Origin of the sequence: Rhizobium sp. NZLR1b, from assembly GCF_019685155.1 — a bacterium.
In the GTDB taxonomy this organism is placed as follows: domain Bacteria; phylum Pseudomonadota; class Alphaproteobacteria; order Rhizobiales; family Rhizobiaceae; genus Rhizobium.
Genome location: NZ_JABDWC010000021.1, coordinates 101,157 through 124,741, shown reverse-complemented (window position 1 = coordinate 124,741; position 23,585 = coordinate 101,157). Strand labels below are relative to the sequence as shown.

Genomic DNA, 23,585 nt, shown 5'->3' with positions numbered 1-23,585 from the left:
GCGGACCCCAGCAGTGCTGCCAGCATCTGGCCGGTCTGGTTCGAATCGTCGTCGATCGCCTGCTTGCCGACGATGACAAGACCCGGCTGCTCGGCATCAACGATGCCCTTGAGGATCTTGGCGACGGTGAGCGGCTCGACCGCATCGTCGGTCTCGACCAGGATCGCCCGGTCGGCGCCCATGGCAAGGGCGGTCCTCAGCGTCTCTTCGGCCTTGGCCGGACCGATCGAGACGACGATCACTTCCTCGCACCTGCCGGCTTCCTTCAGCCGCAGCGCCTCTTCCACCGAGATCTCATCGAACGGGTTCATCGACATCTTCACATTGGCAAGCTCGACACCCGTGCCGTCCGGCTTCACCCGGATCTTCACGTTGTAGTCGACGACCCGTTTTACGGGTACGAGAATCTTCATTTGCAAAACCCCTTTTATTTCCTAGACTGCCGGCCGTCAGTGCGGCCGTTCGGCAAGCAGCGCCCAGAAGGCGAAGAGCGGTGTGCCCACCGACCTCATGGCATGTTTGATTCCAGGGATATTGTAGAACGATCCGCCGATACCAGGCGAAAACCAGTCCCCTTCCCCTTGCTGAAACTCTCCCTCGGAAAGCACCAGATAGACTTCCTCGGGCGCATGGTCATGGTCCGGATAGCGCACCTGAGGCGCCATTAACGTCACACCGAGCCACAGGTCGTTCCGCTCCTCCAATCCTCCCCGGCCGATGATCATGGCATTGGCATGCCCATCGACGAAATTGTCGTCGGCCGTGTGGTCATACTTGGTGCGCCGACGCCATTCAAGCATCGGCTCGATGCCTTTGAAGGCCTCGATTAATCCCGTCAGCGAAGGATAGGACGTATCGATCGCGAGCGCCAGATCGAGGTGATGACACACCGGCAACCGGCTTCCCTCTCCCGCACGTGCGGCTCCCCGCCGTTCCAACGCCGCAAAAAACTGACCGATCGAGCGGCGTGCTTCCGGCGCCTTTGCGAATTGGTCGAAAGCGGCAGACGCCGCATCCACGAAAAGCTGCAGGCTTTCTCCGCGTAAACTCATGTCATCCCCCCGAAATGAGCGGCCGGCGAGCGGCCCCTCTTGCGATCATATATCCTTGGCGATGCGCAGGCCGTCATAGATGGCGGCATGCGTGTTGCGCGCAGCGACAGCATCGCCGATCCGAAACAGCTGGAACTTGCCCTCGGGATTGCGAATGACGGATTGAGGTTCCCCGGAAAGAAGCTGGTCGTGCGACATCTCGCCGAGATTGCTCGAGCTGGGTTTCAGCTCGAAATAGAGCTCGTCGAGCGGGATGGTCCCATGGTTGACGACGATCTGGTCGAAGCTGTGCTGCCGGGCAATCCCGCCATAATCGCTGCCGACATGAGCGACGAGCTGATTGCCGCTTTTCTCGACAGCTTCCAAGCGATAGGTGACGGTGAAGGTCACGTCGTGCTTCTGAAGCGAGCGCATATAGGGCACCAGGTTCATGGCCATAACTTCGGGCGCGAAGGACCGGTCCGGCGTCATGATCTCGACCTTGGCGCCGGCCTTGGCCAGAAACTCCGCCGCCTGAAGGCCGGCATGGTCGCCGGCATCGTCGAAGATCAGCACGTTGGTTCCAGGCTTCACGTCGCCGGAGATGATGTCCCATGACGAGACCACCAGCTCGTTGCCGCTCGAGAGAACCTCGGTATGCGGCAAACCGCCCGTCGCGATGATGACGACATCGGGATTCTCGGCTTCGATCGAGTGAGCTTCCGCCCAGGTGTTGAAATGGAAGGTGACGTCGTATTTCTCGCACTGGCTCATGCGCCAGTCGATGATGCTTATCATTTCCTTTCGGCGCTCGCTCTGGGCGGTGAGCCGGATCTGGCCGCCGGGATTGTTCGCCGCTTCGAAAACGACCACCTGGTGGCCGCGTTCTCCGGCAACGCGCGCTGCTTCCAGACCGGCCGGGCCGGCGCCGACGATGACGACCTTTTTCCTGGCGTCGGCCTTCGCCACCATATGCGGCATGGTCAGTTCGCGGCCGGTGGCGGCATTGTGGATGCAGTAGGCGGCCCCGCCTTGATAAATGCGGTCGAGACAGTAATTGGCGCCGACGCAGGGACGAATGTCCTCTTCCCGCTTCTCGATGATCTTGCGGACGATGTGCGGGTCGGTCATGTGGGCGCGGGTCATGCCGATCATATCGACCTTGCCGGAGGCGATCGCATGGCGCGCGGTGGCGACATCAGGGATCTTCGCGGCGTGGAAAGTCGGGAAGTCTGTCGCGGCGCGGATTTCGCCGGCGAAATCGAGATGCGGCGAATTCGCCATGCCCTGGATCGGGATCACGTCGGTCAGGCCAGCGTCGGTATCGATGTGACCGCGGATTACGTTCAGGTAGTCGATAAGGCCGCTGTCCCTGAGGCGCCTGGAGATTTCGATGCCTTCGGCCTTGCCGGTGCCGCCCGGAAGACATTCGTCGGCCGTGTAGCGCACGCCCAGGATGAACTCGTCCCCGACCCTCTGCCGGATCGCCTTGAACACATCGAAACAGAAACGCAGCCGGTTGTCGAGCGAGCCGCCATAGGGACCATCGAGCTCGTTGGTGAGCGGCGACGTGAACTGGTCGATCAAGTGGCCGTAGGCCTCGAGTTCGACGCCGTCCATACCGCCCGCCTTCATGCGTTCGGCTGCGTCGGCGAAATCCTTGATGATGCGCTCGATATCCCAATCTTCCAACTTCTTCGGAAAGGCACGATGGGATGCCTCGCGATGATGCGATGGGGCGACAACCGGCAGCCAGTCGCCCTTGTCCCAGCGTGTGCGCCGGCCGAGATGGGTGAGCTGGATCATGATCGCCGCCCCCTCTTCGTGCACGGCGTCGGTCATTTCCCTGATCCACGGAACGATTTCGTCCTTGTAAGCCAGCAGATTGTTGAAAACCGGCGGACTATCCCTGGACACCGCAGCCGAGCCCGCCGTCATCGTCAATGCCACTCCGCCCTTTGCCCGCTCCACCGTGTAGGCACGATACTTCTCCTTCGGCATACCGTCTTCGGGATAGGCCGGCTCGTGGGAGGTGACGATAATACGGTTACGCAACTTCAAGTGCTTGAGCTGATAGGGCTGAAGGAGAGGATCGTTCGACATGGGCCGCGGTTCCGATTAAAAATACCAGAGGAAACGCTAGGCGTAATGTACATATGTGTCAATATTGAAAACATTATGGTCGTTATTTTTGACACTTCTGTACATTTTTCTTGTGCGCGACCTCGGAATTTGATAGGAGATAACCTATGGATCAGGCTTTGAACGACACCGGTTGGCGCGGATCACAGGAAGGATGGCTGGAAGCAGCTTACCACTCACTGCTGGAGTCCGGCGTGGATTCGGTGAAAATTCTGCCGCTGGCGAAAAAGCTAAATCTCTCGCGCACGAGCTTCTACTGGTTCTTCAAGGATCGGGAGGAGCTGTTGAGTGCACTCGTGGCGCTATGGCGCGACAAAAACACCGGCAACATCGTCAAGCGATCTGAGGCTTATGCGGAATCGCTCGCCGAAGCGATGCTCAATGTCTTCGATTGCTGGCTCGACAACGATCTGTTCGACGCGAAGTTCGAATTTGCCGTGCGCAGTTGGGCGCTGCAGTCCGACGAGCTTCTCGCAGAGGTCCAGAAGGCCGATCAGATTCGGCTGGAGGCGCTCAAGCGCATGTTCATGCGGTTCGGGTTACCAGAAACGACATCGGATGTCAGAGCGCGTACAACTTACCTCGTCCAGATCGGATACATCTCCATGCAATCAAGGGAGGAACTCGCCGTCCGCATGAAACGGATTCCCGAATATATCGCGATCTACACGGGCGAAGTGCCGCAGCAGAGGGAGCTCGATCGCTTCTTCTCCCGGCATGGCCACAAGCCCGATTAGAGGAAAGCCGAGATGAGCGTTTCCTTGAGGATCGGTATTATTGGCGGCAGCGGCTGGCTTGGCGGAGCCATCGCCGCCTCGATCCTCGACGCGGGTTTGCTAGAGCCTCGAAAGCTCTCTCTCTCCTATCGCGGTAAACAGCCGGATCGTTTCTTGAATTCTTTCTGGACGGCCGACAATCAGGCGCTGGCCGACCGCTCGGACGTGATCTTCCTCTCAGTCCGTCCTGATGACTGGCATCCCCTTGATGTCGATGCCGGCGGCAAGCTCGTCATTTCGGTGATGGCGGGGATTGGTCTCGCCGCCCTTTCGCAACACCACAAGACCGGCCGTGTCGTCCGCGCCCTGCCGAATGCGGCTGCCGAAGTGGCTAAGTCCTATACGCCGTGGATCGGCACAAGCGAGGTCACGGAAAATGACCGGGCCGTCGTCCGCGCCATTTTCGAGGCCTGCGGATCGCAGGACGAGGTCGCAAGGGAAAGCGACATCGATTACCTCACCGGCCTTTCCGGCTCCGGACCGGCGTTGCCGGCGCTGCTTGCGGCTGCCATGATGGATGACGCCGTCGCCCGCGGCCTGCCGGCGGAGATTGCGCGCCGCGCCGTCAATACGGTGATGACAGGCGCCGGTCGCCTTTTGGAGCGCCGCGACGAAAGTCCCGAAGACGTCGTTCAGACCTTTCTCGATTATCGCGGTACGACGGCGGCGGCCATCGAAAGCATGCGCGCTGCGGGATTCGACGCGTCGATCGCCAAGGGTTTGTCGGCGGCATTTGAGAAATCGGTGAGTATGGGAAAGGTTTCCTGACGACCGTTGGGGCGGGCACTGCGGCACCCCGCTCGGCAAGACCAGCCGCTAAACAGAGGGAACGACAATGAAAAAACTACTCGCAACGACATGTCTGACATTCGGCCTGATTGGCGGAGCGTCTTTCGCCAGCGCCGCCGAATGCGGCAGCGTGACCATCGCCAGCATGAACTGGCAGAGCGCCGAAGTTCTCTCAAACCTGGACAAGTTCATCCTGAACGAAGGCTATGGCTGCAGCGCTGACATCACCGTTGGCGACACCGTCCCGACGATCACCTCCATGGCCGAAAAAGGCCAGCCGGATATCGCGCCCGAAGCCTGGATCGATCTTCTCCCCGACGTCGTCAAGAAGGGCACGGAAGAAGGCCGCATCGTTCAGGTCGGTTCTCCACTGCCGGATGGCGGCGTGCAGGGCTGGTGGATTCCGAAATATCTCGCCGACGCTCATCCCGATATCAAGACCATCGGCGACGTGCTGAAGCATCCGGAACTCTTCCCCGATCCCGAAGACGCGAAGAAGGGCGCCATCTTCAACGGCCCGCAGGGCTGGGGTGGCACTGTCGTCACCTCGCAGCTCTACAAGGCCTTCGAAGCCGAGAAGGCGGGCTTCACCCTCGTCGATACCGGCTCGGCCGCCGGTCTCGATGGTTCAATCGCCAAGGCTTACGAGCGCAAGGAAGGCTGGGCCGGTTACTACTGGGCGCCGACCGCGCTGCTCGGTAAGTATCAGATGGTCAAGCTCGAAGCCGGGGTGCCGCAGGATGCCGCCGAATGGAAGCGTTGCATCACCGTCGCCGATTGCGCCGACCCGAAGCCCAATGCCTGGCCGGTCGATCATGTCGTCACCCTGGTTGCCAAGCCCTTTTCGGAAAAGGTCGGGCCTGAGGTCATGGGCTATCTGGCGAAGCGCTCCTGGAGCAATGACACGGTCAACAAGCTGATGTCGTGGATGACCGACAACCAGGCAACTGGTGAAGACGGCGCCAAGCACTTCCTGAAGGAAAACAAGGACCTTTGGACCAAGTGGGTCTCGCCTGAGGCGGCCACGAAGATCGAAGCTGCGCTTTAACATTGACTATCGCGGTGCGCGAAAAGCGCACCGCCTCTCACAGCCGATAAAATCAAAAAGACTGCAGCGGCTCTTTGAAGAAAAAGGGGATCCGAATGGAATGGTTTTATAAATTCCCACATATGGATGACGACGCGCTTCGCAATTTGAAGAAGGCGATCGATGACGGCTTTCGCGGATTTACCCGCGCCTACGGCGACGGCATCGAAACCCTCTTCATTCCGCTGCAGCATTTCCTCATCGCCGCCGAACGGTTCATGACGCAGACGCCGTGGCCGATCATCACCGCGATCATCCTAGCCATCGCATGGCTTGGGAGCCGCAGCCTGAAGGTCGTCTTCGGCTGTCTGGTGACGCTGCTGCTGATCGGCTATTTCGACATGTGGGACGATACGATGCGGACGGTCTCGATGATCTTCGTCTGCACGGTTCTTTCCATCGCCATCGGCATTCCGATGGGAATATTCATGGCACGTTCCGACCGGCTGCAGCGCGTGATCAATCCGATCCTCGACGTCATGCAGACCATGCCCAGTTTCGTCTATCTCATCCCTGTCGTCATGCTGCTCGGCATCGGCAAGGTGCCGGGACTGATCGCCGTCGTCATCTACGCCATTCCGCCGATGATAAGGCTAACGGACCTCGGCATCCGGCTGGTCGACAAGGATGTGCTGGAGGCAGCCGATGCCTTCGGGACCTCGAGCGCGCAGAAGCTGTTCAAGGTGCAGCTGCCGCTCGCGCTTCCCACCATCATGGCCGGCATCAACCAGACGATCATGATGGCGCTGGCCATGGTGGTCATCGCATCGATGATCGGCGTCCAGGGCCTCGGCCAGCCGGTGCTGAAGGCGATTGCAAACCAGTATTTCACCCTGGGTATTTTCAACGGCCTTGCCATCGTCGGCATCGCCATCATCTTCGACCGAGTCAGCCAGGCGTATGGCAAGAGGCTCCAGAAGCATCGGGAGATCGTCCATGGCTGATCAGCGTTTCGGCGGCATCAAGATCCGCCATCTCTACAAGATCTTCGGTCCCAACCCCTCCGCGCATGTCGATGCCGTCCAGAAGGGAATGTCAAAGACCGAACTCAACGAAAAGCACGGTCACGTGCTGGGCCTGAGGGATATCAATGTCGAGATTCCCTCCGGCCGCATCCAGGTAGTCATGGGCCTTTCGGGGTCGGGGAAATCGACGCTCATCCGCCACATCAATCGTCTGATCGATCCAACCGCCGGCGAAGTGCTGGTCGACGGCGTCGATGTCGTGAAGATGAACGAGACCGAATTGCGGGCGTTTCGTCGGCACCAGACGGCGATGGTGTTTCAGAAGTTCGCGCTTCTGCCGCACCGGAATGTTCTCGACAACACCATCTTCGGCCTCGAAGTGCAGGGCGTGGAGCGCGCGAAAGCGACCGACATCGCCATGCGCTGGCTGGAGCGGGTCGGCCTGAAGGGCTTCGAGCAAAGATATCCCAACCAGCTTTCCGGCGGCATGCAGCAGCGCGTCGGCCTGGCGCGCGCCCTTTCCAACGACGCGCCGGTCCTTCTGATGGATGAAGCCTATTCGGCGCTCGATCCTTTGATCCGCACGGACATGCAGACGGTGCTTCTCAACATTCAAAAAGAGATCAAAAAAACTATCGTCTTCATCACCCACGATCTCGATGAAGCACTTCGCCTGGGCGACCAGATTGCCATCCTGCGCGACGGCGAAGTCATCCAGCAGGGCACCAGCCAGGACATCGTTCTGCGTCCGGCGGACGAATACATCGCCAACTTCGTCAAGGAGGTCAATCGAGGCCGGGTCATCCATGTCGAAGCCGTCATGACGCCGCTGCACTCCGGTGCGGCGCCGGTTGGACTGGCGATTGCGGCAGGCACGACCGTCGAAGAGGCCGTCCGAATGCTGGCATCGGCGCCAGAGGGCGATGCCAGGGTCGTTTCGCCCTCCGGGGAAACATTGGGGCTTGTCACTTTCCGGCAGCTCGCGGGCGCGATGGTGAATTCGCAGGAGGTTGCCCCCCGACGCGATAGTGCCCTGTCGGTCGCCCTCTGACGCTCCAGATGCGGCCGTCTTTCCGTTTGCTGGCGACACCGATTCAGGCACGTCGCCAGCTCATGTCGGCGCGCATGGGGATTCCGATAGCTCATACCGCTCGCATCGGTCTCCGTCCGGCTTGCCGAGCTATCACGACAGCGACGGCTCGCATGCCATGAGCGAGGCCGAGATCTGGGAAATCATCGACGGATTCGTGCAGGCTGCCCGACAGCGTGCTGGAATGGCGTCAGCCTACTCGATAACAACACCAGTGAGCATTTCTTCGAGGAAGGCGACAGCCTGGTGCTGGCCACCACCGATGCGTCCGCGAACTGGCTGGGCGAGGAATTGCGCTCGCAGAGTATCGATGTCATAGAGATCGGAGATTGCGCCGCCCCGCGCCAGGCGCCCTTTGCCTTCTATGAGGATAGGCGAGCTGCCTTGGAGCTGTGACGCCCGCTCCCGCTACGCCCTAATCGACCTCTTCCTGTGTCCGCAAGCCGCGCACGAACAACCTCTCGCCAGCGCTTGCGTATACATTTTGCGCAAGGCCAGTCCAGACTGCGTCGCGAAAAGCCGCTTAGCCGACTTTATCGGGCGCCGGCAATTGCTCCATCGCCACGGAGTAATAAGATGATTTTCGACCAAACCATGATGGTTCACGGTCCCAGAGCCAAGCCCCTCCACCCATCACCCCCCAAAAAAGGATGGAAGGGATCATACATACGCACCCCATCCCGTGCGTATGCCTGCATGCCTGTCTGCTTGCCGAAGGCTATAAGCGGTCCACTATAGAACCTTCGGCAGGCGACTGCGCAGATCCCGGATTGGGGCGTTTTCCATAGTTTCAGATGATGATGCGCATCAAGGCCAGACCGTAGCGTTTGTGCCTTTCGTGGCCTCACGGATACACCCTATAAAATTGCCCCTCTGCGTAATCGTTTCATCACCGGCTTATCATTATAGCAGGTGGTGCGAAGGCTTGCCTATTGTTCAAAGGTCTGCCAGTTCCTGGCTTCAGGCTGCGGAGAGCTGACCGGATTGGATCTGTCGACAAATGCATTTAACCGCTTGGTTTCCTTGACGCATGCCACGCTCGAACTCGACCTGTGTCGACTTGCACATGGTGCTGATCTCTCTGCCGATACCACGCGGATATCCACATGCTCCGCCGAGGCGTGCTGCGTTCCAGGCCCCGTTCGGCTAAGATATAGCCAAGCATCGCCCATCACTCCCGCCCGCAGGCGCTGACAAAGCGGAGGACACCGATCGATGGCGACCGGCGGGGCCAATAGAGGTACGCACATCAATCCGTCGACACGGATCGCGTGTCGCGTCGAAATCTGCGAGCGGTTGAGAAGGACAAGTCAACGCAGCCACGTGGAACAATGGGGGCAGCATGTCGGAAAATAGCGCGCCGCAATTCTCATTTCGATTTCGCGGCTCGTCCTTCGACAACATGGTCGAAACCCTCGGAGGCGCTTTTGGCGCATTCGATGCAGAGCCTGTCGGCCGGGCTCAGGAGTTCCACTGGGGATTGGATTTTGCCGCGACTGACGATGCGGTACTGCTCACCGGTTATCATGAGGCCGAGTTTCAGTTCAATATCGAGCCGACCGTCGATACGGCGGAGTATCTGTCGATCGTTGTGCCACGCAGCGGCGGTATGGGGGTCACCTATGGCCCCCGCGTCGCCGAGGCCGGGCAAGGAAAACTGCTTCTTTACAATAATTTCGAACCCAACAGCGTCATCATGCACGGGCAAGCGAACGTCATCGACGAGCTGCTGGTCAACTGGCCCGTCATCCTGCAGACGATCGGCCAGACCTTCGAGATGCCCTTCAGCGGCTCTCTCGACCTGCTGCCAGAACTCGATCTATCCAAGCCGGCCGGCCGGATGATCGGCAGCCTCACGGAAACGATCATCCAGGGCATGCGCGACGATGGCCCCTTGCTGCAGTCGCCGATTGCCATGGCGCACCTGACGCAGGCGCTGGCCGATCTGGTCGTACGCCTGGTGCCTCACCGGCTGTCGCATTTCCTGGAGAACGGGCCTGCCCTGATCGCACCCCGGCATGTCCGCAAGGCGATCGAATTCATGCACGCCAATATCGATCAGCCGATCACCATGCCGAAGGTGGCCGAAGCGGCGGGCGTATCCAGTCGGGCGCTGGAAACCGGTTTTCGTGCCTTCAGGGATACCTCTCCCGCAGCATACCTGCTGACGCTCCGTCTGCGCGCAGCGCGCCAGGATTTGCTCGATCCAGAGAGCAAGGACACCATGAAGGCCGTCTGCCTCAAATGGGGTTTCTTTCATTTCGGCCGGTTTTCCGCGGTTTATAAAACGACATACGGGGAATATCCGTCCGACACCAGGAAGCGCGCGATGCGGCGATAATGGCCGTGCATTGCCGAAGTGAATAAACCATCCGGGGCGCTGGCGCGATGGTTCGACAGAAAAAACAGGATGAGCAGATTTGGCCGCGTCCGTTGATAGAGCGGCCTAGCCAGCTTCCTTTATCTCGTGCCGTTCGCCGCTGGGCGAATGGGCCATAATGCGATTGCGGCCTTGCGTTTTGGCGTCGTAGAGGGCGGCGTCGGCCTCGGTCAGGAGACGGTTCGGGTTGGCCCGCAGGACCGCTCCCGTCGCGCAGGATACGCCGATGCTGGCCGTCACCCTTCCGAATTCGCTGCCGGAATGAACGATACTCTCTTGGGCCAGGCGACGAGCGAACTGCTCGGCAACGATCATTGCTCCTTTGGCGCTGGTGTCGGGGAGGAACACCACGAATTCCTCTCCACCGTAGCGGGCAACGATATCCGCCGGTCGGCTGACCGACTGGCGCAAACACATGCTGACGACACGCAGGCATTGGTCGCCGGCGGGGTGGCCATAGGTGTCATTATAGGCTTTGAACCGGTCGATATCGACCATCAGAAGGCTGAACGGCGTGTTCTTCCGGGCGCTGCCTGCCGTCTCACGTGCGAAAGCTTCGTCGAAGGCCCGGCGGTTGACCATGCCGGTCAGCCCATCGGTCTCGGCAAGATTTTTCAGCTGTTCCGCCGATAGCCTGAGTGCGATTTCTGCCTGCTTCGTCGCCGTGATGTCCGAGACCACAGCCATTGCCGCACCGTCTTCCGCAAGCCTTGTCCGGATGCTGCGCCAGTCGCCGTTATGAAGCTGAACTTCTTCGTCCTTGTTGCTGTGCAGTGAAGCAGTAGCAGCCTTGATCCACTCCTCCACATCCCCTTCCGGAACACCGGGCCGCTCACCGGTTTCGGCGACGCGGCGCAGGATGTCGCTGATATGGGCGCCGACCACGCGGGCCTCTCCGGAGAGCGGGAACGCATTGCGATACTGATCATTGCAAAAGAGGATAAACCCTCTGCTGTCGTACATGGCGATGCCATCGGACATGCCGGCCATCGCATGCGAGAGCAGGTTCTTGCTTTCGCGCAATTCCCGCTCCAGGGCGGTGCGCTCCGTAACATCTCGCGTTACGCCTGCGAGGCCGATCACACGCCCCTGCTTGTCCCTCAGCGGAACCTTGGAGGCGAGCAGAAATCTGCCTTCGATACGCTCGGTGGAATCGATCAGCGGCACCCCGGTGTCAATGACCTGCTGCTCGAGATGATATAATTCCTCGGCGAGTGGTCGCGACATCAGATTGAAATCCGACAATCCGATCATCTCCGCCGTCGTCCTGAAACGGAAGAGGCGGGTCATGTTTTCATTGACGGTGATGAACCGGCTGTTTCGGTCCTTCACATAGAGATAGTCGGGTGACTGCGAAAATGCGGTCACCAATATGCTTCGTTCCAACTCCCATTGCTGCGTCTTCAGGAGAACGAAACCGCCCAGAACGGTCGCCAGGCAATTCAATACGGCCAGGGGAAAACCGACGCCGGCCAGCACATGGGCATTCACCAAGGTGGGAAGCATAGCCATCGACAGGACCAATGCAAAGCCGAGTGCCAGGCTCAGCAGCGCAACATCCATCGGTCCCGGAGATCTCTTGCGGGTCCAGACATGACCGGCCAAACCGATACCGGTGGCGATGGCCATTGTGATGATCCCGTCGACCATCGCCGTACCGCCGACGGCAAAACGAAAGGCAATCGCCAGCGCTGCGGCAAAAGCCGCCGCGATCGGCCCCCCGAACATGCCGGCCAATACAAGTGGCGAAAAGCGCAGGTCGACATAGATGCCGGGATGGAATTCAACGGCCAGCAATATGGATCCGATGGAGGCGCCGCCGGCTATGATTCCGAAGGCGATTTTTTCCTGCCTGAAGGCACGGCGCTGAAACTGGATGGAAAAAAGCGCCCACAGCGAGATCGCCAGGCACACGAATGAAAGGTTGCCACCGAATTGCGTCCAATTGCCATTCACCGCGCTGGATCCACCTTCCAAGCTATGTAACGAAGCTGTCATACGACAACACTAGTTTGAGCTTCGTTAAACCGGGGCCTGTCAGCCTCATTCTTTGGCTGATGCGCCCGCGAGCCTGGCACGAACTCCTAGCGCAGCAAGGCGTCGATCTCGGCGCGCGAAGGCATGGCGGGGGCCGTGCCTGGCCGGGTCACGGCGATTGCCGCCGTCGCGCAACCGAAGCGGACGGCCTCGATCGGCGCATATCCTTCGGAGATCGCTGTCGCGAAGCCGCCCAGGAAGGCATCGCCAGCGCCCGTAGTGTCGACGACGTTGCCCGCAGAAAAGGCGGGTACAAATTCGCTCTGACCGGCCGTGTGATAGAAAGCGCCGCGTGCACCGAGGGTGATGATGACCGCTCTCGCTCCGCGATCCAGCAGGGTACGGGCCGCGGCTCGTGCCTGGTCATCCGTTTCGATCGCATGCCCCGCCAATTCGGCCGCCTCCACCTCGTTTGGAACGATGAAATCGCACAGGCCATAGATGCTGTCCGGTAGCGTGCGGGCGGGCGCCGGATTGAAAATCGTGGTGCCCCCTGCCCTTTTCGCCATCGTCAGGCCATGGACAGCCGCGTCGAGCGGTTGTTCAAGCTGGGTCATAAAAATGGCGGCGCTTTCGATCTCCGCCCGGTTCGCATCGACATCTTCTATGCCGATTAGACCAGCAGCACCCGGCGCGACGATGATGGCATTGTCGCCGCTCATTTCGTCGACGAAGATGAAGGCAGCACCGCTGGAAACGCCGTCCATCTTCATCACATTGGCTTTGACGCCGGCCGCGGCATAGGCCGCAAGGGCCATCTCGCCGAACGGGTCGTTGCCGACCCGAGAGATGAAGGTTACCGTGCCGCCGGCCTTTGCCGCGGCTATTGCCTGGTTGGAGCCCTTGCCTCCCGGCCCAAGCGTGAAGCCCGACCCCATCAGCGTCTCGGCAATATGGGGCAGGCGCTTGGCCTTATAGGCGGTGTCGGCGGCAAAAATACCCAGAATGACGATTCCGCTTTTCCCGCTCATCTGACCGCCTCCTCCGCCGGGATGACGCCCTTGGTCAGAAGGAAGCATCCATAAAATCGCAGTTCTCCCGTTGCGATCACACAATAGGCTTTTTTGGCGATGTCGTAGAACGTCATCCGCTCGACCGGATACATGGGCGATGACTTGCCTTCGGCGCGATCGACGATGACCTGGACTTCCTGTTGAATCGGCGGGATTTCGTCAGGCTTGCCGATCACTTCCATGCGCCCCGCCGAAGGCTGAATCGGGGTGTCCAGCGGGAAGACGGAGAGGACCGCATCTATCGCCTGCGGCGCGGAAATGTTTTCCATCGTCAGAAGCCTACCCAGACGCGTCTGGCGGGCGATCGAATCCGACGGAAAGTTCGTGTCGGAGATGACGAGATAGTCGCCGTGTCCCATGTTGCAAAGTGCTTGAAGAATATCGCCGTTGAGTTCGGCCCTGATTCCCTTGAGCATTCGATCTTTCCATCCCTTATAATGGCGGCAGTGCCGGCCTTGCTTCAATTTTTATGCCCGGCGACCTTGGGCTGCGCGCACGGGCCACTCGAACCCCGCACGATCAGCGATCCGTCGATCATCTCGTCTCCTTTGCCTGGCGGCTCCTCAAGGAGAAGGCTGACCGCGCGCCGTGCCAGCGTGTCGGCCGGCTGGCGTATGGTTGTCAGCCGTGGCACGACGAGGTTAGCGAGCGAAATGTCGTCGAACCCCGTCACGGACAGCTTGCGCGGCACATCGATCTTGAGGTCGCGTGCAGCGCGCAGCGCGCCGATGGCCTGCTGGTCGCTGGCAGCCGCGATTGCCGTGGGTCGATCCTGTGGTGGGCGCGAAAGCAGGTCGCGGGCAACTTTCTCACCGGACTCATAATCGAATTTGCCGTACGCGATTTCGAGTTCAACTGCCTCGCCGGTCTTTCCAAACAGGTCAATGCGGCTGACAAAGCCCTCTTTACGCATGCGCCCCGCCTCCGTGTCGGGTGGCCCAGCGATGTAGGCGATGTGGCGATGGCCCAACCCATAGAGATGGTCTGCAATTAGCGCGGCAGCTTGCGCATGGTTGGTCGACACCAAGGGAAAGGTGCCGAAGCGCCGGTCCAGCGATATGATTGGAACCGCTCCCTCCAAGGGGAGGCCTGAACCGTCGCTCGAAGCCACCACGATGATGCCGCGCACCGACCGGTCGAGGAACGCGAAAACGTGGCTCTGCTCCGCCTCGCGATCGTCATGCGAACTAGCCAGCATGAGGCTATGCCCGCATTCGAGCGCGGCGCGCTCGACGCTTGCAGCAAGTTGCGCGAAGAACGGATTGGTGATGTCGGGAACGACGAGACCAATGACGTCGGTTTTGCTGGTGCGCAACGCTCTCGCGGTCACATTCGGCCGGTATCCGAGCGCAGAAATGGCGGCGCTGACCTTTTCGCGCAGCACAGGTTTGACCGCGGCTTCGCCCGACAGCACGCGCGAAACGGTGCCCACGGATACGCCCGCATACTCGGCGACATCCTTGACTGTAGGCATCTTTGACATTTTCGAACGTCCCGCAGCTACTTTACCGCTCCCGCGGTCATCCCGGCGATGATGTGCTTTTCCAGCATGACGCTGACAACAACCAGTGGAAGGATGCCGGCGGTGGAAAGAGCCGCCATCGACCACCAATTGATGCCCTGGCTGCCCGTCTGGCTGGCAATCATCACCGGCAATGTATTGGTATTGGTGGAAGTCAGCAGCGCGGCGAAAAAATATTCGTTCCAGCACAAGATCAGCGCCAGCAGAAAGGCGGCCACCATGCCCGGCAGAACGAGCGGCACGATGATGCGGGCAAACGCGCCCCAGATCGACAGTCCGTCGACAAGCGCTGCCTCCTCGAGCTCAACCGGAACCGTGGCGAACTGGTCGCGCATGATCCAGACGACAATCGGCAGGACCATCAGTGTATAGACGGCGATCATTCCCACATAAGTGTCCAGCAGCGCCAGTTCCTTGTAGAGAACGAGGAACGGCAGGGCGAGAACGACGGGCGGCATTATGAGCTGCGACAAGAAGAAGAACGAAATGTCGGAGTTGCGCATATGGCCGAACTTGTACGAAAAACGGCTGAGGCCATAGGCCGCGAGCGATCCGAGCACGACCGCAAGAGCCGATGCCGCGACCGAAATGATGACGCTGTTCCAGAGCCTGCGCATGAACTCGTCGCGCACGGTCGAGATCTGGAAAATCGTATCCGGGGAGAGCCCGAGCGAGCGCCAGCCAAGCCAGTTGGGGGCAAAATTGAACCAGGGGATCAGGTTGCCGCGCATGACGTCAGCCGCTGTCTTGAATGAGGTCGAGACCGTCCAGAACAGCGGGAAGACGCAGACAAACGCCCAGGTGACCAGCAGGCCGTAAATGGCGAAACGCATGGCCCACCAACGAATGCGCTGACCGCGTGCATATTTTTCGAAATCGATCCGAACCATCAGAGCCTTCCTGTCATGCGCTTCACGATACGGTCGGAAATCTTCATCAGCCCGGTCATGCCGAAAACGATGATCACCAGATAGACGAGCGCCAAAAGGGTGCCGTATCCCACATTCGAACGGTCGCGATATTCGCGATAAATGAAACTGGTGACGGAATCGGTCGCCCCGCCGGGACCTCCCGATGTCACCGTAATGATGATGTCGGCGAGCTTGAGCTTGAAGATGATGCGGATCATCACCGCTGTTACCGAAACCGGCAGCATGAGCGGGAAAATCACCTTCCAAAAACGTTGCCACTTGGTGGCGCCATCGACTTCGGCCGCCTCGAGCACTTCCCGCGACAGGCCCTGCAGTCCGGCGAGCAGCATGATCATCATGAACGGAATGAAGGTCCAGGCATCCATAATCATGATCGAAAGCCGCGCCACGAGCGGATCGCCGAAGAAGGAGGGATTTTCCCAGCCGAGCCAGCGGGCAAACCGCGCGACCGGGCCGAAGCGGGTTTCCATCATCGACTTGCCGACCATCCAGCTCACCGCGACCGGCGACAGCATCAAGGGCACCAGAAAGGTGACGCGCCAGAACTTGCGGGCAAGGATTTCCTGATTGAGGAGCAACGCCAGGCCGAACGCGATTGCATATTCGACGACGATCGCCAGGCAATAAAGGATCATGTTGAGCAGGGCATTGCCATAGAACGGATCGGTGATCATCCGACGTATGTTGTCGAGCCCGTTGAAGCGCCGCCCTGCCGAAGAGGCGAGGTTCCAATCAGAAAAGCCGATCCAGAGCGCAAAGACCAGCGGAAAGACCACCATCGACACGACGAAGAGCGCAGCCGGCAGAACAAACAGCGCCTTCTTGCCCGACTCGCCGTAAATGACGACGCGGGTGATGCAGAGAACTGCGGCCCAGAGAAAATAGGCATAAAGTACCGGGCGCCAGTTCGAAAAACCCCAATCGGTCCAGCCCAGCGCATGGGCACCCTGCAATGCAAATGATGTTACGAACCATATGGCGCTCAGCCACAGAACCGCTTGGCCCCAGAAACGACGGCTCGCGGAAATGGAGCCGGCTTCGACCGTGTGCAGCAGGTCGCCTTCGACTGTCGACATTTTATTCCTCACCCGAACAGAATGGGCGCCGGCGAAATCGTTGCCGATCCGCCAGCGCGCTTACAGCGCCGCGTGTCTGAAAGACGCGCAAAGAACGCTGCGCACTTTGAATTGCTGCCTAATTTTATCCTTAAATCGATTCCGATTTAAGCAATTATGCAGCAGTCACCGATCAGAGCCCGAGGCTCGTCCGGTAAAGTTTCAGCTGGCTATCGCGGCCGATCTGGTCGGTGATCTTTTCCCAGGCGACCGCAATCGCATCCGCGGTCTCCTGTGCCGACTTGTACTGTCCGGCAAAACCCTTCGCCAGTTCGTCTTCGGCGACGGAGTAATATTGGAAGATGCCGGGGATACGCGGTTCGATAGCGGCGTTCGGGTGGTTGTAGCTATCGACGTTCGAACCCAGATAGTCCTCGATATAGGCGCGGTCGTAACCTGCCTTTTCCCATTCGTCATAGTTGAAGTTGGACTGACGATAGGGTTGGAAGCCGGAGGGATAGGCCGACGTCCACAGAGAAATATCCTTGCCGCCGAGATGGGCAGCAGCAGACCAGGCCGCCTTGCGCTTTTTCTCGTCGCTGGAGACCTGCTTGGTAACGTAAATGCCCCAGCCCAGATAGGCCATGTTAGGCGCTTCGTTATACTTGTCTTCCCACTGCCCGGTCTTGCGGTTGTAGACACGGTTGGAGCCGCGGTTGATGCCGAAGCCGACCACGTCGCCGACGACCGAGGTGTCGGAGGTGCGTGCGCTGGAGCCGACATCGCCCCACCACATCAGCATTGCGCCGGTGCCGGCCAGGAACTGCGAGAAGGCCGTGGTGCCGGGATCGGCATTGATCTGGTCGGCCGGATAGGCCTTCGCCGCAATCAGATCCAAAACGTCCTGGATCGCCTGAACCCATGCCGGGTTGTTGACCAGCGGCTTCATGTTTTCAGGATCGAAAAGCCAGGCCGGGTCGCCCGGATATTTAGCATAGGCCGTTGCGCGGTTCTCGATGAAATAGAAGCCGAAACCGCCCCATCCCTTGAGGGGATCGAGATAGCCGTAGGCTGGCTGACTGGTCAGCGGATCGGTCTTGCCGATCAGCGCCTGGGAAGCTGCATTCACTTCTTGCCAGGTCTTCGGCGGCTCGGCCATGCCGCTGATCGAGCCTTCGCCGAAGTAATCCTTGCGGTAGGCGAAGGTGTGGCAGTCGCCATCGATCGTCACGCGATAGGTCTTGCCATCCCAGGTGCCGACCGGTGGCTTCAGGTAGCTGACCATGTCGTCCGCCTCGATCTGCTTTGCAACCCAGTCAGGCATCTCGTCCAGAAGCCCGCGTCCGGCGGTGTCGCCTTCGAACGGTGCACCCATCTCCAGGATGTCGAAGTCGACCGTGCCGGTTGCGATCGATTGTTGAAGGCGAGCGTTGTAATCAGCCTGAGCAAGGTCGATCCAGTTGATCTTGGCGCCCGTATAGGCTTCCCACGGCTTCAGGAATCCGCGGAACAGGAAGTTGTGGAGGTTCTGATTGTTGAGCCCCATGAAGGTCAGCTCGACACCGGCGAACTCGCCCTGCTTGACATTGGCCTTGGTCGGACCGAGGCAAAGCTCGCCGACCTTCTGCCAATCTGAGTCCGTCGGCGAGCCCTTGCCGACACCTGGAATTTTCAGGATCTGGGCGCGCAGATCATCGGCAGCAAACGCCGTGCCGGCAATGCCGCCCATCGCGCCAGACAGCCCGAGCAGAGCTGCGGCACTTGCCGTTCCGCGCAAGACGTCGCGGCGACTTGCCTGACGGCGCATCAATGCATCATATATTTCAACTCTCATGCCTTCCTCCTCCATGTTTCGTTGTGCTGCCGCCAGCTGGCCTTGCCGGGCTGGCTCCAGTGCTTTTTTACACTGGCCTCGTGCGGAACTATCTGGTAACAAGAAAATGAAACGTTTCATATCTTGCCTGAAACCGCTCCTCCCGGTCTCGATTTCGAGAATTAGACGGCAGGTGGAAAAAGTCAACAGGAAATGAAACGTTTCATGGAGGAGGCCTGACAGGTAGTTTCAAATCGGCAAAAGGCGGCTCATCGGCCCTCTTGCAGGAAGCACCTGTCGTGAGATGTACGGCCCTTGGGGAGCGCCCGGGGGCCGGCAGAAAGCGAGTGGGAGGCACATGGCTGAGGTCAATATTTCGGGGGCACGCAAGGCCTACGGCGCGTTAAATGTCCTGCATGGCGTCGATATAGAAATCCGCGACGGCGAGTTTGTGGTGCTTGTCGGCCCTTCCGGTTGTGGCAAGTCAACTCTGTTGCGCATGGTGGCAGGGCTCGAAAGCATCACCGACGGCACGATTTCAATCGGCAGAAACGTCGTCAACAATCTCCCCCCGAAGGACCGCGATATCGCAATGGTCTTCCAGAGCTATGCGCTCTATCCGCACAAGACCGTTGCCGAAAACATGGTTTTTGCGCTTCGCCTACAGAAGCAGCCAGCCGACGTTATCAAACAGCGCCTGCAGGCGGCGGCCGAAACACTCGATCTCGTGCCTTACCTCGACCGTTATCCGCGCCAGCTTTCGGGTGGCCAGCGGCAGCGTGTGGCGATGGGGCGGGCCATCGTCAGATCTCCGCAGGTATTTCTGTTCGACGAACCTTTGTCGAACCTCGATGCCAAGCTGCGCGTTCAGATGCGCAAGGAGATCAAGGAACTGCACCAGCGGCTGAAAACCACGACCATCTACGTCACGCATGACCAGGTCGAAGCGATGACCATGGCCGACAAGATCGTGGTGATGCAGGGAGGCAAGGTCGAACAGATCGGCACGCCGCTGAAACTCTACGACCGTCCCAACAACACGTTCGTGGCAACCTTCATCGGCTCGCCGTCGATGAACCTCCTGAAAGGCCGGTACAAGGCCGATGGCGCTATCTTCGTCACCGAGACCGGCGACGAGATCAGTCTTGGTTTCACACCCGAAGCAACAGACGGGCAGTCCGTGCTCCTCGGCGTTCGCCCCGAACATCTGTCGCTCGCCGAACGCGGCTTGAAGGCAACGGTCAGCGTCACCGAACCCACCGGCCATGAAACGATGGTGTTCCTGCGCTACGGGCCGGGCGAACTTGTCGCGGTGTTTTCGGAACGCCATGAGTTCGAGCCCGGGCAAGTCGTGACGGTGGCTCCCCGTACGGAAAAGCTCCATCTATTTGATGCTGGATCGGGCAAGACGCTGCGGCTCGATTAAGCCGCCACGCCTTCGGATAAGGGACGCTTGACGGTACGTCGAATGAACAGGGATCGATGGCCTCGCAAATATGCGGTGCCATCGATCCCTGTTCTGTCGTTACTTGCAGATCGCCGCGGCCAGGAAGCCGCGCATTGCCTCGCCGAAGGGCGGGCGCATCATATACTCCGCTTCCACCATCTTGCTCTGGTGGTAGACGGCGCGCGGATGCGAGAAGGCGAGGAAGCCGAATTTGCCGTGATAAGCGCCCATGCCCGAATGGCCGACGCCGCCGAAGGGTAAGCCTTCCGCCGTGACATGGCTCATGCAATCGTTGACCGTCACCCCGCCGGAGGTCGTATTGTCGAGAACCCGGCGCTCCTCGTCACCATCCTGGCTGAAGTAATAGAGAGCGAGCGGGCGCGGCTTGGCATTGATCCGATCAATGACGTCGGCGATATCGCGATAGGCAATAACCGGCAGCACCGGCCCGAAGATTTCCTCCTGCAGCACGCGCATGTCTTCGGTGGGATCGAGGATCAGGGTCGGCGGTATGCGATGGGCCGATTGCTGGGAGAAATTCTCCGCCGCCGGGTTGATCTCGACGACGCGGGCACCCTTGGCCCTGGCGTCGGCGACCAGGCTCTGGACGCGGGCATGATGGCGGGCATTGACGATCGAGGTGTAATCAGGATTTTCCTTCAGCCCCGGATACATCGCGCCGACCGCCGCGGCCGCATGTTCGGCGAAGGCCGTCACACTTTCCTCGGGCACATAAACATGGTCCGGTGCCAGGCAGATCTGGCCGGCGTTCAGCGTCTTGACGGTCATGACGCGACGCGACGCGTCCGCGAGGTCGGCCGAGCGGCCGATGACGACGGGGGACTTGCCGCCGAGCTCAAGTGTCAGCGGCGTCAGGTTTTCCGCCGCCGCGCGCATGACGTGGTGGGCGATCGCGGTGCCGCCGGTGAAGATCAGATGGTCGAAGGCAAGTGATGTAAAGGCCGTGCCCGTGGCCGGTCCGCCCTGCACGACGGCGATTTCCGTTTCGTCGAAGGCGCCGGCAATGAGTTGCGCCATCAAGGAGGAGGAAGCCGGCGTCACCTCTGACGGTTTGATCATGGCGCGGTTGCCGGCGGCGAGAATGCCGGCAAGCGGCGCAAGGGCCAGCTGATACGGGAAATTCCAGGGGCTGAGTATCCCGACCACCCCCTTCGGCTGATAGACCACTTCGGCCACCGCGTCCGGGAATAATGCCTCGTGCTGCTCGGGCTTCAGCCATTCGGCGAGATGGCCCTTGGCATATTTGAGCGAACCGACGCAGGTGAAGACATCGAGAAGCAGGCTCGCCTCGACGCTGCGGCTGCCGAAATCCTGCGACAGCGCCGCGGCGATCGCATCCTTGTAGTCGACGAGAAGAGCGATGACGCGATCGATGCGATCGGCACGGGTTTGGATGCTTGGTGGCCCTTCCCTCAGGAAGGACGCCCTTTGCCGTTCGAGCAGCGCCTTCATGGCATCGGGACTGGTATCGGTAGCGATTGGGGCGACGGTGTTCATTCTTTCCTCCCTTGAACGGTGTCAGACGGCCGGCTGGCGCACGACCGGTTTCAGCACGATGCCCTTTTCGGCATCCTCCACCGCCCGGTTGATGTCGGCGAAATCATAGAAGGTGACGAGCCTGTCGAAGGGGAAGCGGCCCTGTCGGTGAAGGTCAATCAGCAGCGGGATCAGCACGTCGGGATTGGAATCACCCTCGACGATGCCGCGCACCCGGCGTCCACCGGAGAGAATATGAGTGAGATCGAGCGTCAGCGTCGCGCCATGGGGCGAAGCGCCGACAATGCCGCAGGTGCCGCGCGGCGCCAGCACCCGCACGCACTGGTCGATGACGGCGGGCACGCCGGAGGCATCGATCGCATAATCGACGCCCGCGCCCGTCAGCGCCATGATCGCGGCGACGGCGTCGCTCGCTTTGCCGTTGACGATATCGGTCGCGCCGAGTTCAGTGGCAAGCGCCAGCCGCGCCTCGTTGACGTCGACGGCGATGATGCGCGAAGCGCCGACGATCCGCGCCGCCATGACGGCGGCGAGGCCCACGGACCCCATGCCGAAAACCGCAAGCACTTTTCCCGGTTCGACCTTGAGCGCATTCATGACCGCGCCGGCGCCGGTCTGGATGCCGCAGGCAAGCGGCCCGAGCAGCGCCAGATCGGCATCGCTTGGCACTTTCACGATATTGCGCTCATGACAGAGCGCGTGGCTGGCAAAGGAGGATTGCCCGAAAATATTGCCGTTCACCCGCTCCCCTCTATAGGAGAGCCCGCTCGAACCATCGGCGCGCGAACCGAAGAAATTGCGCGGGAAGAATTCGTGGCAATAGGTCTCCTCGTGATCGTTGCAGCTCGGGCAATGACCGCAGGAATTGAAGGTCATGACCACGTGATCGCCTGGCGCTACCTTGGCAACGCCCGGCCCGACACGCTCGACGATTCCAGCACCTTCATGGCCGAGCACCACCGGCTGCGGCACCGGCAGATGCTGGTCGCGCATGACGATATCGGTGTGGCAAACCCCGGTCGCGACGACGCGAACCAGGATCTCCCCCTCGCGCGGCTCCTCCAGATCGAGGCTTTCCAGCGAAAACGGCATATGCGGCGCACGCGCCACCGCGGCATGAATCTTCATGGTTTCCTCCTCCTGATGATTTGCCCGCGAACCCTCAGCGGCCGCGCTTGTAGGCACCGAGCCCCGGCTGATAGGTCTTGTCGTCGAGGAACTGCTTCAGCCCCTCGTCGCGCCCCTTGGTCTTGTCGAGAAACAGCATCTGCTCCAGCTTGGCGTAGATGTAATCGTCGGCCAGATCCCAGGGCAGGTTGCGCACGCGCTTATAGGTATCCTTGGCGGCCTTCAGCGTCACCGGGTTCTTTTCGAGCAGGCTGGCGCAGATCTTGCGGACCCGGGTTTCAAGCTCGGCCAGCGGCACGGCCTCATTGACCAGACCCATTTCGGCGGCCTTGCGCCCGCCGAACAATTCGCCGGTCATGATGTAGTAGAGCGCGTCGCGATGGCGCATCACCTCGGCGACCGCGCGGGTAACGTTGCCGCCCGGCAGGATGCCCCAATTGATCTCGGAAAGGCCGAAATTCGCTTCCTCGGCGGCGATGGCGAGATCGCAGGAAACCAGCGGCGTGAAGGCGCCGCCGAAGCACCAGCCATTGACCATGGCGATCGTCGGCTTTTCGAAATACATCAGCCGGCCCCACCAGCCGCCGGATTGGCGCCGCGCCTTCAGCGTGGCATCGCGCGGCTTGTCGTCATTGTCGCGGAAATATTCCTTCAGATCCATGCCGGCGGACCAGGACTCGCCGGCGCCGCGCAGGACGAGAACGCCGCAGCGCTCGTCGCCCTCGAGTTCATCGAGCACTTCCATCATCCGGGCGTTCAAAGCCGGATTCATCGCATTGCGCTTTTCAGGGCGGTTGAGGGTCACGAAAGCGATGCCGTTATCGAATTCGACCAGAACCGGCGATTGATTTTCAGTCATG

Annotated in this window: 20 protein-coding genes and 1 pseudogene; 8 read left to right on the top strand and 13 right to left on the bottom strand. The window is 60.2% G+C overall.

Annotated elements, in window-relative coordinates; genetic code table 11:
* The 3 genes and pseudogenes from HJB84_RS25430 to HJB84_RS25420 all read right to left on the bottom strand — a co-directional run.
* Nucleotides 1-413 (bottom strand): annotated as a pseudogene (locus HJB84_RS25430) (electron transfer flavoprotein subunit beta/FixA family protein); the annotation flags it as partial.
* Nucleotides 414-449: 36 nt separating this feature from the next.
* Nucleotides 450-1,052 carry a dimethylsulfoniopropionate lyase gene (locus HJB84_RS25425; RefSeq protein WP_221117227.1) on the bottom strand — a complete coding sequence of 201 codons (603 nt, stop codon included), beginning with the start codon at nt 1,050-1,052 and terminating at the stop codon, nt 450-452.
* Nucleotides 1,053-1,097: 45 nt separating this feature from the next.
* Complete coding sequence (locus HJB84_RS25420; protein ID WP_207584605.1) at nt 1,098-3,134, bottom strand: NADH:flavin oxidoreductase; 2,037 nt, start codon at nt 3,132-3,134, stop codon at nt 1,098-1,100.
* A gap of 146 nt (nt 3,135-3,280) precedes the next feature.
* On the opposite strand from HJB84_RS25420, the gene HJB84_RS25415 reads away from it, so the two are divergent.
* The 7 genes from HJB84_RS25415 (at nt 3,281) to HJB84_RS25385 (ending at nt 10,221) form a co-directional block, all read left to right on the top strand.
* Nucleotides 3,281-3,910, top strand: coding sequence for a TetR/AcrR family transcriptional regulator (locus HJB84_RS25415; RefSeq protein ID WP_207584604.1), 630 nt, complete (start codon nt 3,281-3,283; stop codon nt 3,908-3,910).
* 12 nt (nt 3,911-3,922) lie between these two features.
* The gene (locus tag HJB84_RS25410) at nt 3,923-4,717 is read left to right on the top strand and encodes a pyrroline-5-carboxylate reductase (RefSeq protein ID WP_221117226.1); all 795 of its coding nucleotides are present in this window, start codon (nt 3,923-3,925) and stop codon (nt 4,715-4,717) included.
* A gap of 67 nt (nt 4,718-4,784) precedes the next feature.
* Complete coding sequence (locus tag HJB84_RS25405) at nt 4,785-5,786, top strand: ABC transporter substrate-binding protein (protein WP_207584602.1); 1,002 nt, start codon at nt 4,785-4,787, stop codon at nt 5,784-5,786.
* A 95-nt stretch (nt 5,787-5,881) separates the two neighbouring features.
* Nucleotides 5,882-6,769: a proline/glycine betaine ABC transporter permease gene (locus HJB84_RS25400; RefSeq protein ID WP_207584601.1), complete on the top strand. Its 888-nt coding sequence runs from the start codon at nt 5,882-5,884 to the stop codon at nt 6,767-6,769.
* A complete protein-coding gene (locus tag HJB84_RS25395; RefSeq protein ID WP_221117225.1) occupies nt 6,762-7,841 on the top strand; it encodes a glycine betaine/L-proline ABC transporter ATP-binding protein in 1,080 nt (359 codons plus the stop codon). Before HJB84_RS25400 ends, HJB84_RS25395 begins: the two co-directional genes overlap by 8 nt.
* A 285-nt stretch (nt 7,842-8,126) precedes the next feature.
* Entirely contained in the window at nt 8,127-8,276 is a 150-nt protein-coding gene (locus tag HJB84_RS25390; RefSeq protein ID WP_259671166.1) for a hypothetical protein, read from the top strand.
* 946 nt (nt 8,277-9,222) lie between these two features.
* Nucleotides 9,223-10,221 (top strand): helix-turn-helix domain-containing protein, encoded by a 999-nt coding sequence (locus HJB84_RS25385; protein WP_207584599.1) that lies wholly within the window; start codon nt 9,223-9,225, stop codon nt 10,219-10,221.
* 105 nt (nt 10,222-10,326) lie between these two features.
* Here the strand turns inward: HJB84_RS25385 and HJB84_RS25380 are convergent, their stop codons facing one another.
* From HJB84_RS25380 to HJB84_RS25350, 7 genes are all read right to left on the bottom strand, one after another.
* Nucleotides 10,327-12,258 carry a diguanylate cyclase gene (locus HJB84_RS25380; protein WP_207584598.1) on the bottom strand — a complete coding sequence of 644 codons (1,932 nt, stop codon included), beginning with the start codon at nt 12,256-12,258 and terminating at the stop codon, nt 10,327-10,329.
* An 86-nt stretch (nt 12,259-12,344) separates the two neighbouring features.
* Nucleotides 12,345-13,268 (bottom strand): ribokinase, encoded by a 924-nt coding sequence (gene rbsK / locus HJB84_RS25375; RefSeq protein WP_207584597.1) that lies wholly within the window; start codon nt 13,266-13,268, stop codon nt 12,345-12,347.
* A complete protein-coding gene (locus tag HJB84_RS25370) occupies nt 13,265-13,726 on the bottom strand; it encodes an RbsD/FucU family protein (RefSeq protein WP_207584596.1) in 462 nt (153 codons plus the stop codon). Before HJB84_RS25370 ends, rbsK begins: the two co-directional genes overlap by 4 nt.
* Before the next feature lie 44 nt (nt 13,727-13,770).
* Nucleotides 13,771-14,793: a LacI family DNA-binding transcriptional regulator gene (locus HJB84_RS25365; RefSeq protein WP_221117224.1), complete on the bottom strand. Its 1,023-nt coding sequence runs from the start codon at nt 14,791-14,793 to the stop codon at nt 13,771-13,773.
* Nucleotides 14,794-14,810: 17 nt separating this feature from the next.
* The gene (locus HJB84_RS25360) at nt 14,811-15,722 is read right to left on the bottom strand and encodes a carbohydrate ABC transporter permease (RefSeq protein WP_221117223.1); all 912 of its coding nucleotides are present in this window, start codon (nt 15,720-15,722) and stop codon (nt 14,811-14,813) included.
* Nucleotides 15,722-16,840, bottom strand: a complete 1,119-nt coding sequence (locus tag HJB84_RS25355; protein ID WP_221117222.1) for a carbohydrate ABC transporter permease — start codon at nt 16,838-16,840, stop codon at nt 15,722-15,724. Before HJB84_RS25355 ends, HJB84_RS25360 begins: the two co-directional genes overlap by 1 nt.
* Nucleotides 16,841-17,012: 172 nt before the next feature.
* Nucleotides 17,013-18,653, bottom strand: coding sequence for an extracellular solute-binding protein (locus HJB84_RS25350; protein ID WP_221117221.1), 1,641 nt, complete (start codon nt 18,651-18,653; stop codon nt 17,013-17,015).
* Between the two features lie 337 nt (nt 18,654-18,990).
* Here HJB84_RS25350 and HJB84_RS25345 point away from each other — a divergent pair, with 337 nt between their 5' ends.
* A complete protein-coding gene (locus HJB84_RS25345) occupies nt 18,991-20,058 on the top strand; it encodes an ABC transporter ATP-binding protein (RefSeq protein ID WP_207584591.1) in 1,068 nt (355 codons plus the stop codon).
* Between the two features lie 99 nt (nt 20,059-20,157).
* On the opposite strand, the gene HJB84_RS25340 is transcribed toward HJB84_RS25345, so the two are convergent.
* The 3 genes from HJB84_RS25340 to HJB84_RS25330 are packed head-to-tail and all read right to left on the bottom strand — an operon-like array spanning nt 20,158 to nt 23,584.
* A complete protein-coding gene (locus HJB84_RS25340; RefSeq protein ID WP_207584590.1) occupies nt 20,158-21,597 on the bottom strand; it encodes a coniferyl aldehyde dehydrogenase in 1,440 nt (479 codons plus the stop codon).
* Nucleotides 21,598-21,618: 21 nt separating this feature from the next.
* Nucleotides 21,619-22,725 (bottom strand): NAD(P)-dependent alcohol dehydrogenase, encoded by a 1,107-nt coding sequence (locus tag HJB84_RS25335; protein ID WP_207584589.1) that lies wholly within the window; start codon nt 22,723-22,725, stop codon nt 21,619-21,621.
* Nucleotides 22,726-22,759: 34 nt separating this feature from the next.
* Nucleotides 22,760-23,584, bottom strand: coding sequence for a p-hydroxycinnamoyl CoA hydratase/lyase (locus HJB84_RS25330; RefSeq protein ID WP_207584588.1), 825 nt, complete (start codon nt 23,582-23,584; stop codon nt 22,760-22,762).
* Nucleotide 23,585: the final 1 nt, after the last annotated feature.

Coding starts and splice junctions, on each gene's coding strand:
- HJB84_RS25425 (WP_221117227.1), bottom strand. CDS start 1,052: ATGAGTTTACGCGGAGAAAGCCTGCAGCTTTTCGTGGATGCGGCGTCT.
- HJB84_RS25420 (WP_207584605.1), bottom strand. CDS start 3,134: ATGTCGAACGATCCTCTCCTTCAGCCCTATCAGCTCAAGCACTTGAAG.
- HJB84_RS25415 (WP_207584604.1), top strand. CDS start 3,281: ATGGATCAGGCTTTGAACGACACCGGTTGGCGCGGATCACAGGAAGGA.
- HJB84_RS25410 (WP_221117226.1), top strand. CDS start 3,923: ATGAGCGTTTCCTTGAGGATCGGTATTATTGGCGGCAGCGGCTGGCTT.
- HJB84_RS25405 (WP_207584602.1), top strand. CDS start 4,785: ATGAAAAAACTACTCGCAACGACATGTCTGACATTCGGCCTGATTGGC.
- HJB84_RS25400 (WP_207584601.1), top strand. CDS start 5,882: ATGGAATGGTTTTATAAATTCCCACATATGGATGACGACGCGCTTCGC.
- HJB84_RS25395 (WP_221117225.1), top strand. CDS start 6,762: ATGGCTGATCAGCGTTTCGGCGGCATCAAGATCCGCCATCTCTACAAG.
- HJB84_RS25385 (WP_207584599.1), top strand. CDS start 9,223: ATGTCGGAAAATAGCGCGCCGCAATTCTCATTTCGATTTCGCGGCTCG.
- HJB84_RS25380 (WP_207584598.1), bottom strand. CDS start 12,258: ATGACAGCTTCGTTACATAGCTTGGAAGGTGGATCCAGCGCGGTGAAT.
- rbsK (WP_207584597.1), bottom strand. CDS start 13,268: ATGAGCGGGAAAAGCGGAATCGTCATTCTGGGTATTTTTGCCGCCGAC.
- HJB84_RS25370 (WP_207584596.1), bottom strand. CDS start 13,726: ATGCTCAAGGGAATCAGGGCCGAACTCAACGGCGATATTCTTCAAGCA.
- HJB84_RS25365 (WP_221117224.1), bottom strand. CDS start 14,793: ATGTCAAAGATGCCTACAGTCAAGGATGTCGCCGAGTATGCGGGCGTA.
- HJB84_RS25360 (WP_221117223.1), bottom strand. CDS start 15,722: ATGGTTCGGATCGATTTCGAAAAATATGCACGCGGTCAGCGCATTCGT.
- HJB84_RS25355 (WP_221117222.1), bottom strand. CDS start 16,840: ATGTCGACAGTCGAAGGCGACCTGCTGCACACGGTCGAAGCCGGCTCC.
- HJB84_RS25350 (WP_221117221.1), bottom strand. CDS start 18,653: ATGAGAGTTGAAATATATGATGCATTGATGCGCCGTCAGGCAAGTCGC.
- HJB84_RS25345 (WP_207584591.1), top strand. CDS start 18,991: ATGGCTGAGGTCAATATTTCGGGGGCACGCAAGGCCTACGGCGCGTTA.
- HJB84_RS25340 (WP_207584590.1), bottom strand. CDS start 21,597: ATGAACACCGTCGCCCCAATCGCTACCGATACCAGTCCCGATGCCATG.
- HJB84_RS25335 (WP_207584589.1), bottom strand. CDS start 22,725: ATGAAGATTCATGCCGCGGTGGCGCGTGCGCCGCATATGCCGTTTTCG.
- HJB84_RS25330 (WP_207584588.1), bottom strand. CDS start 23,584: ATGACTGAAAATCAATCGCCGGTTCTGGTCGAATTCGATAACGGCATC.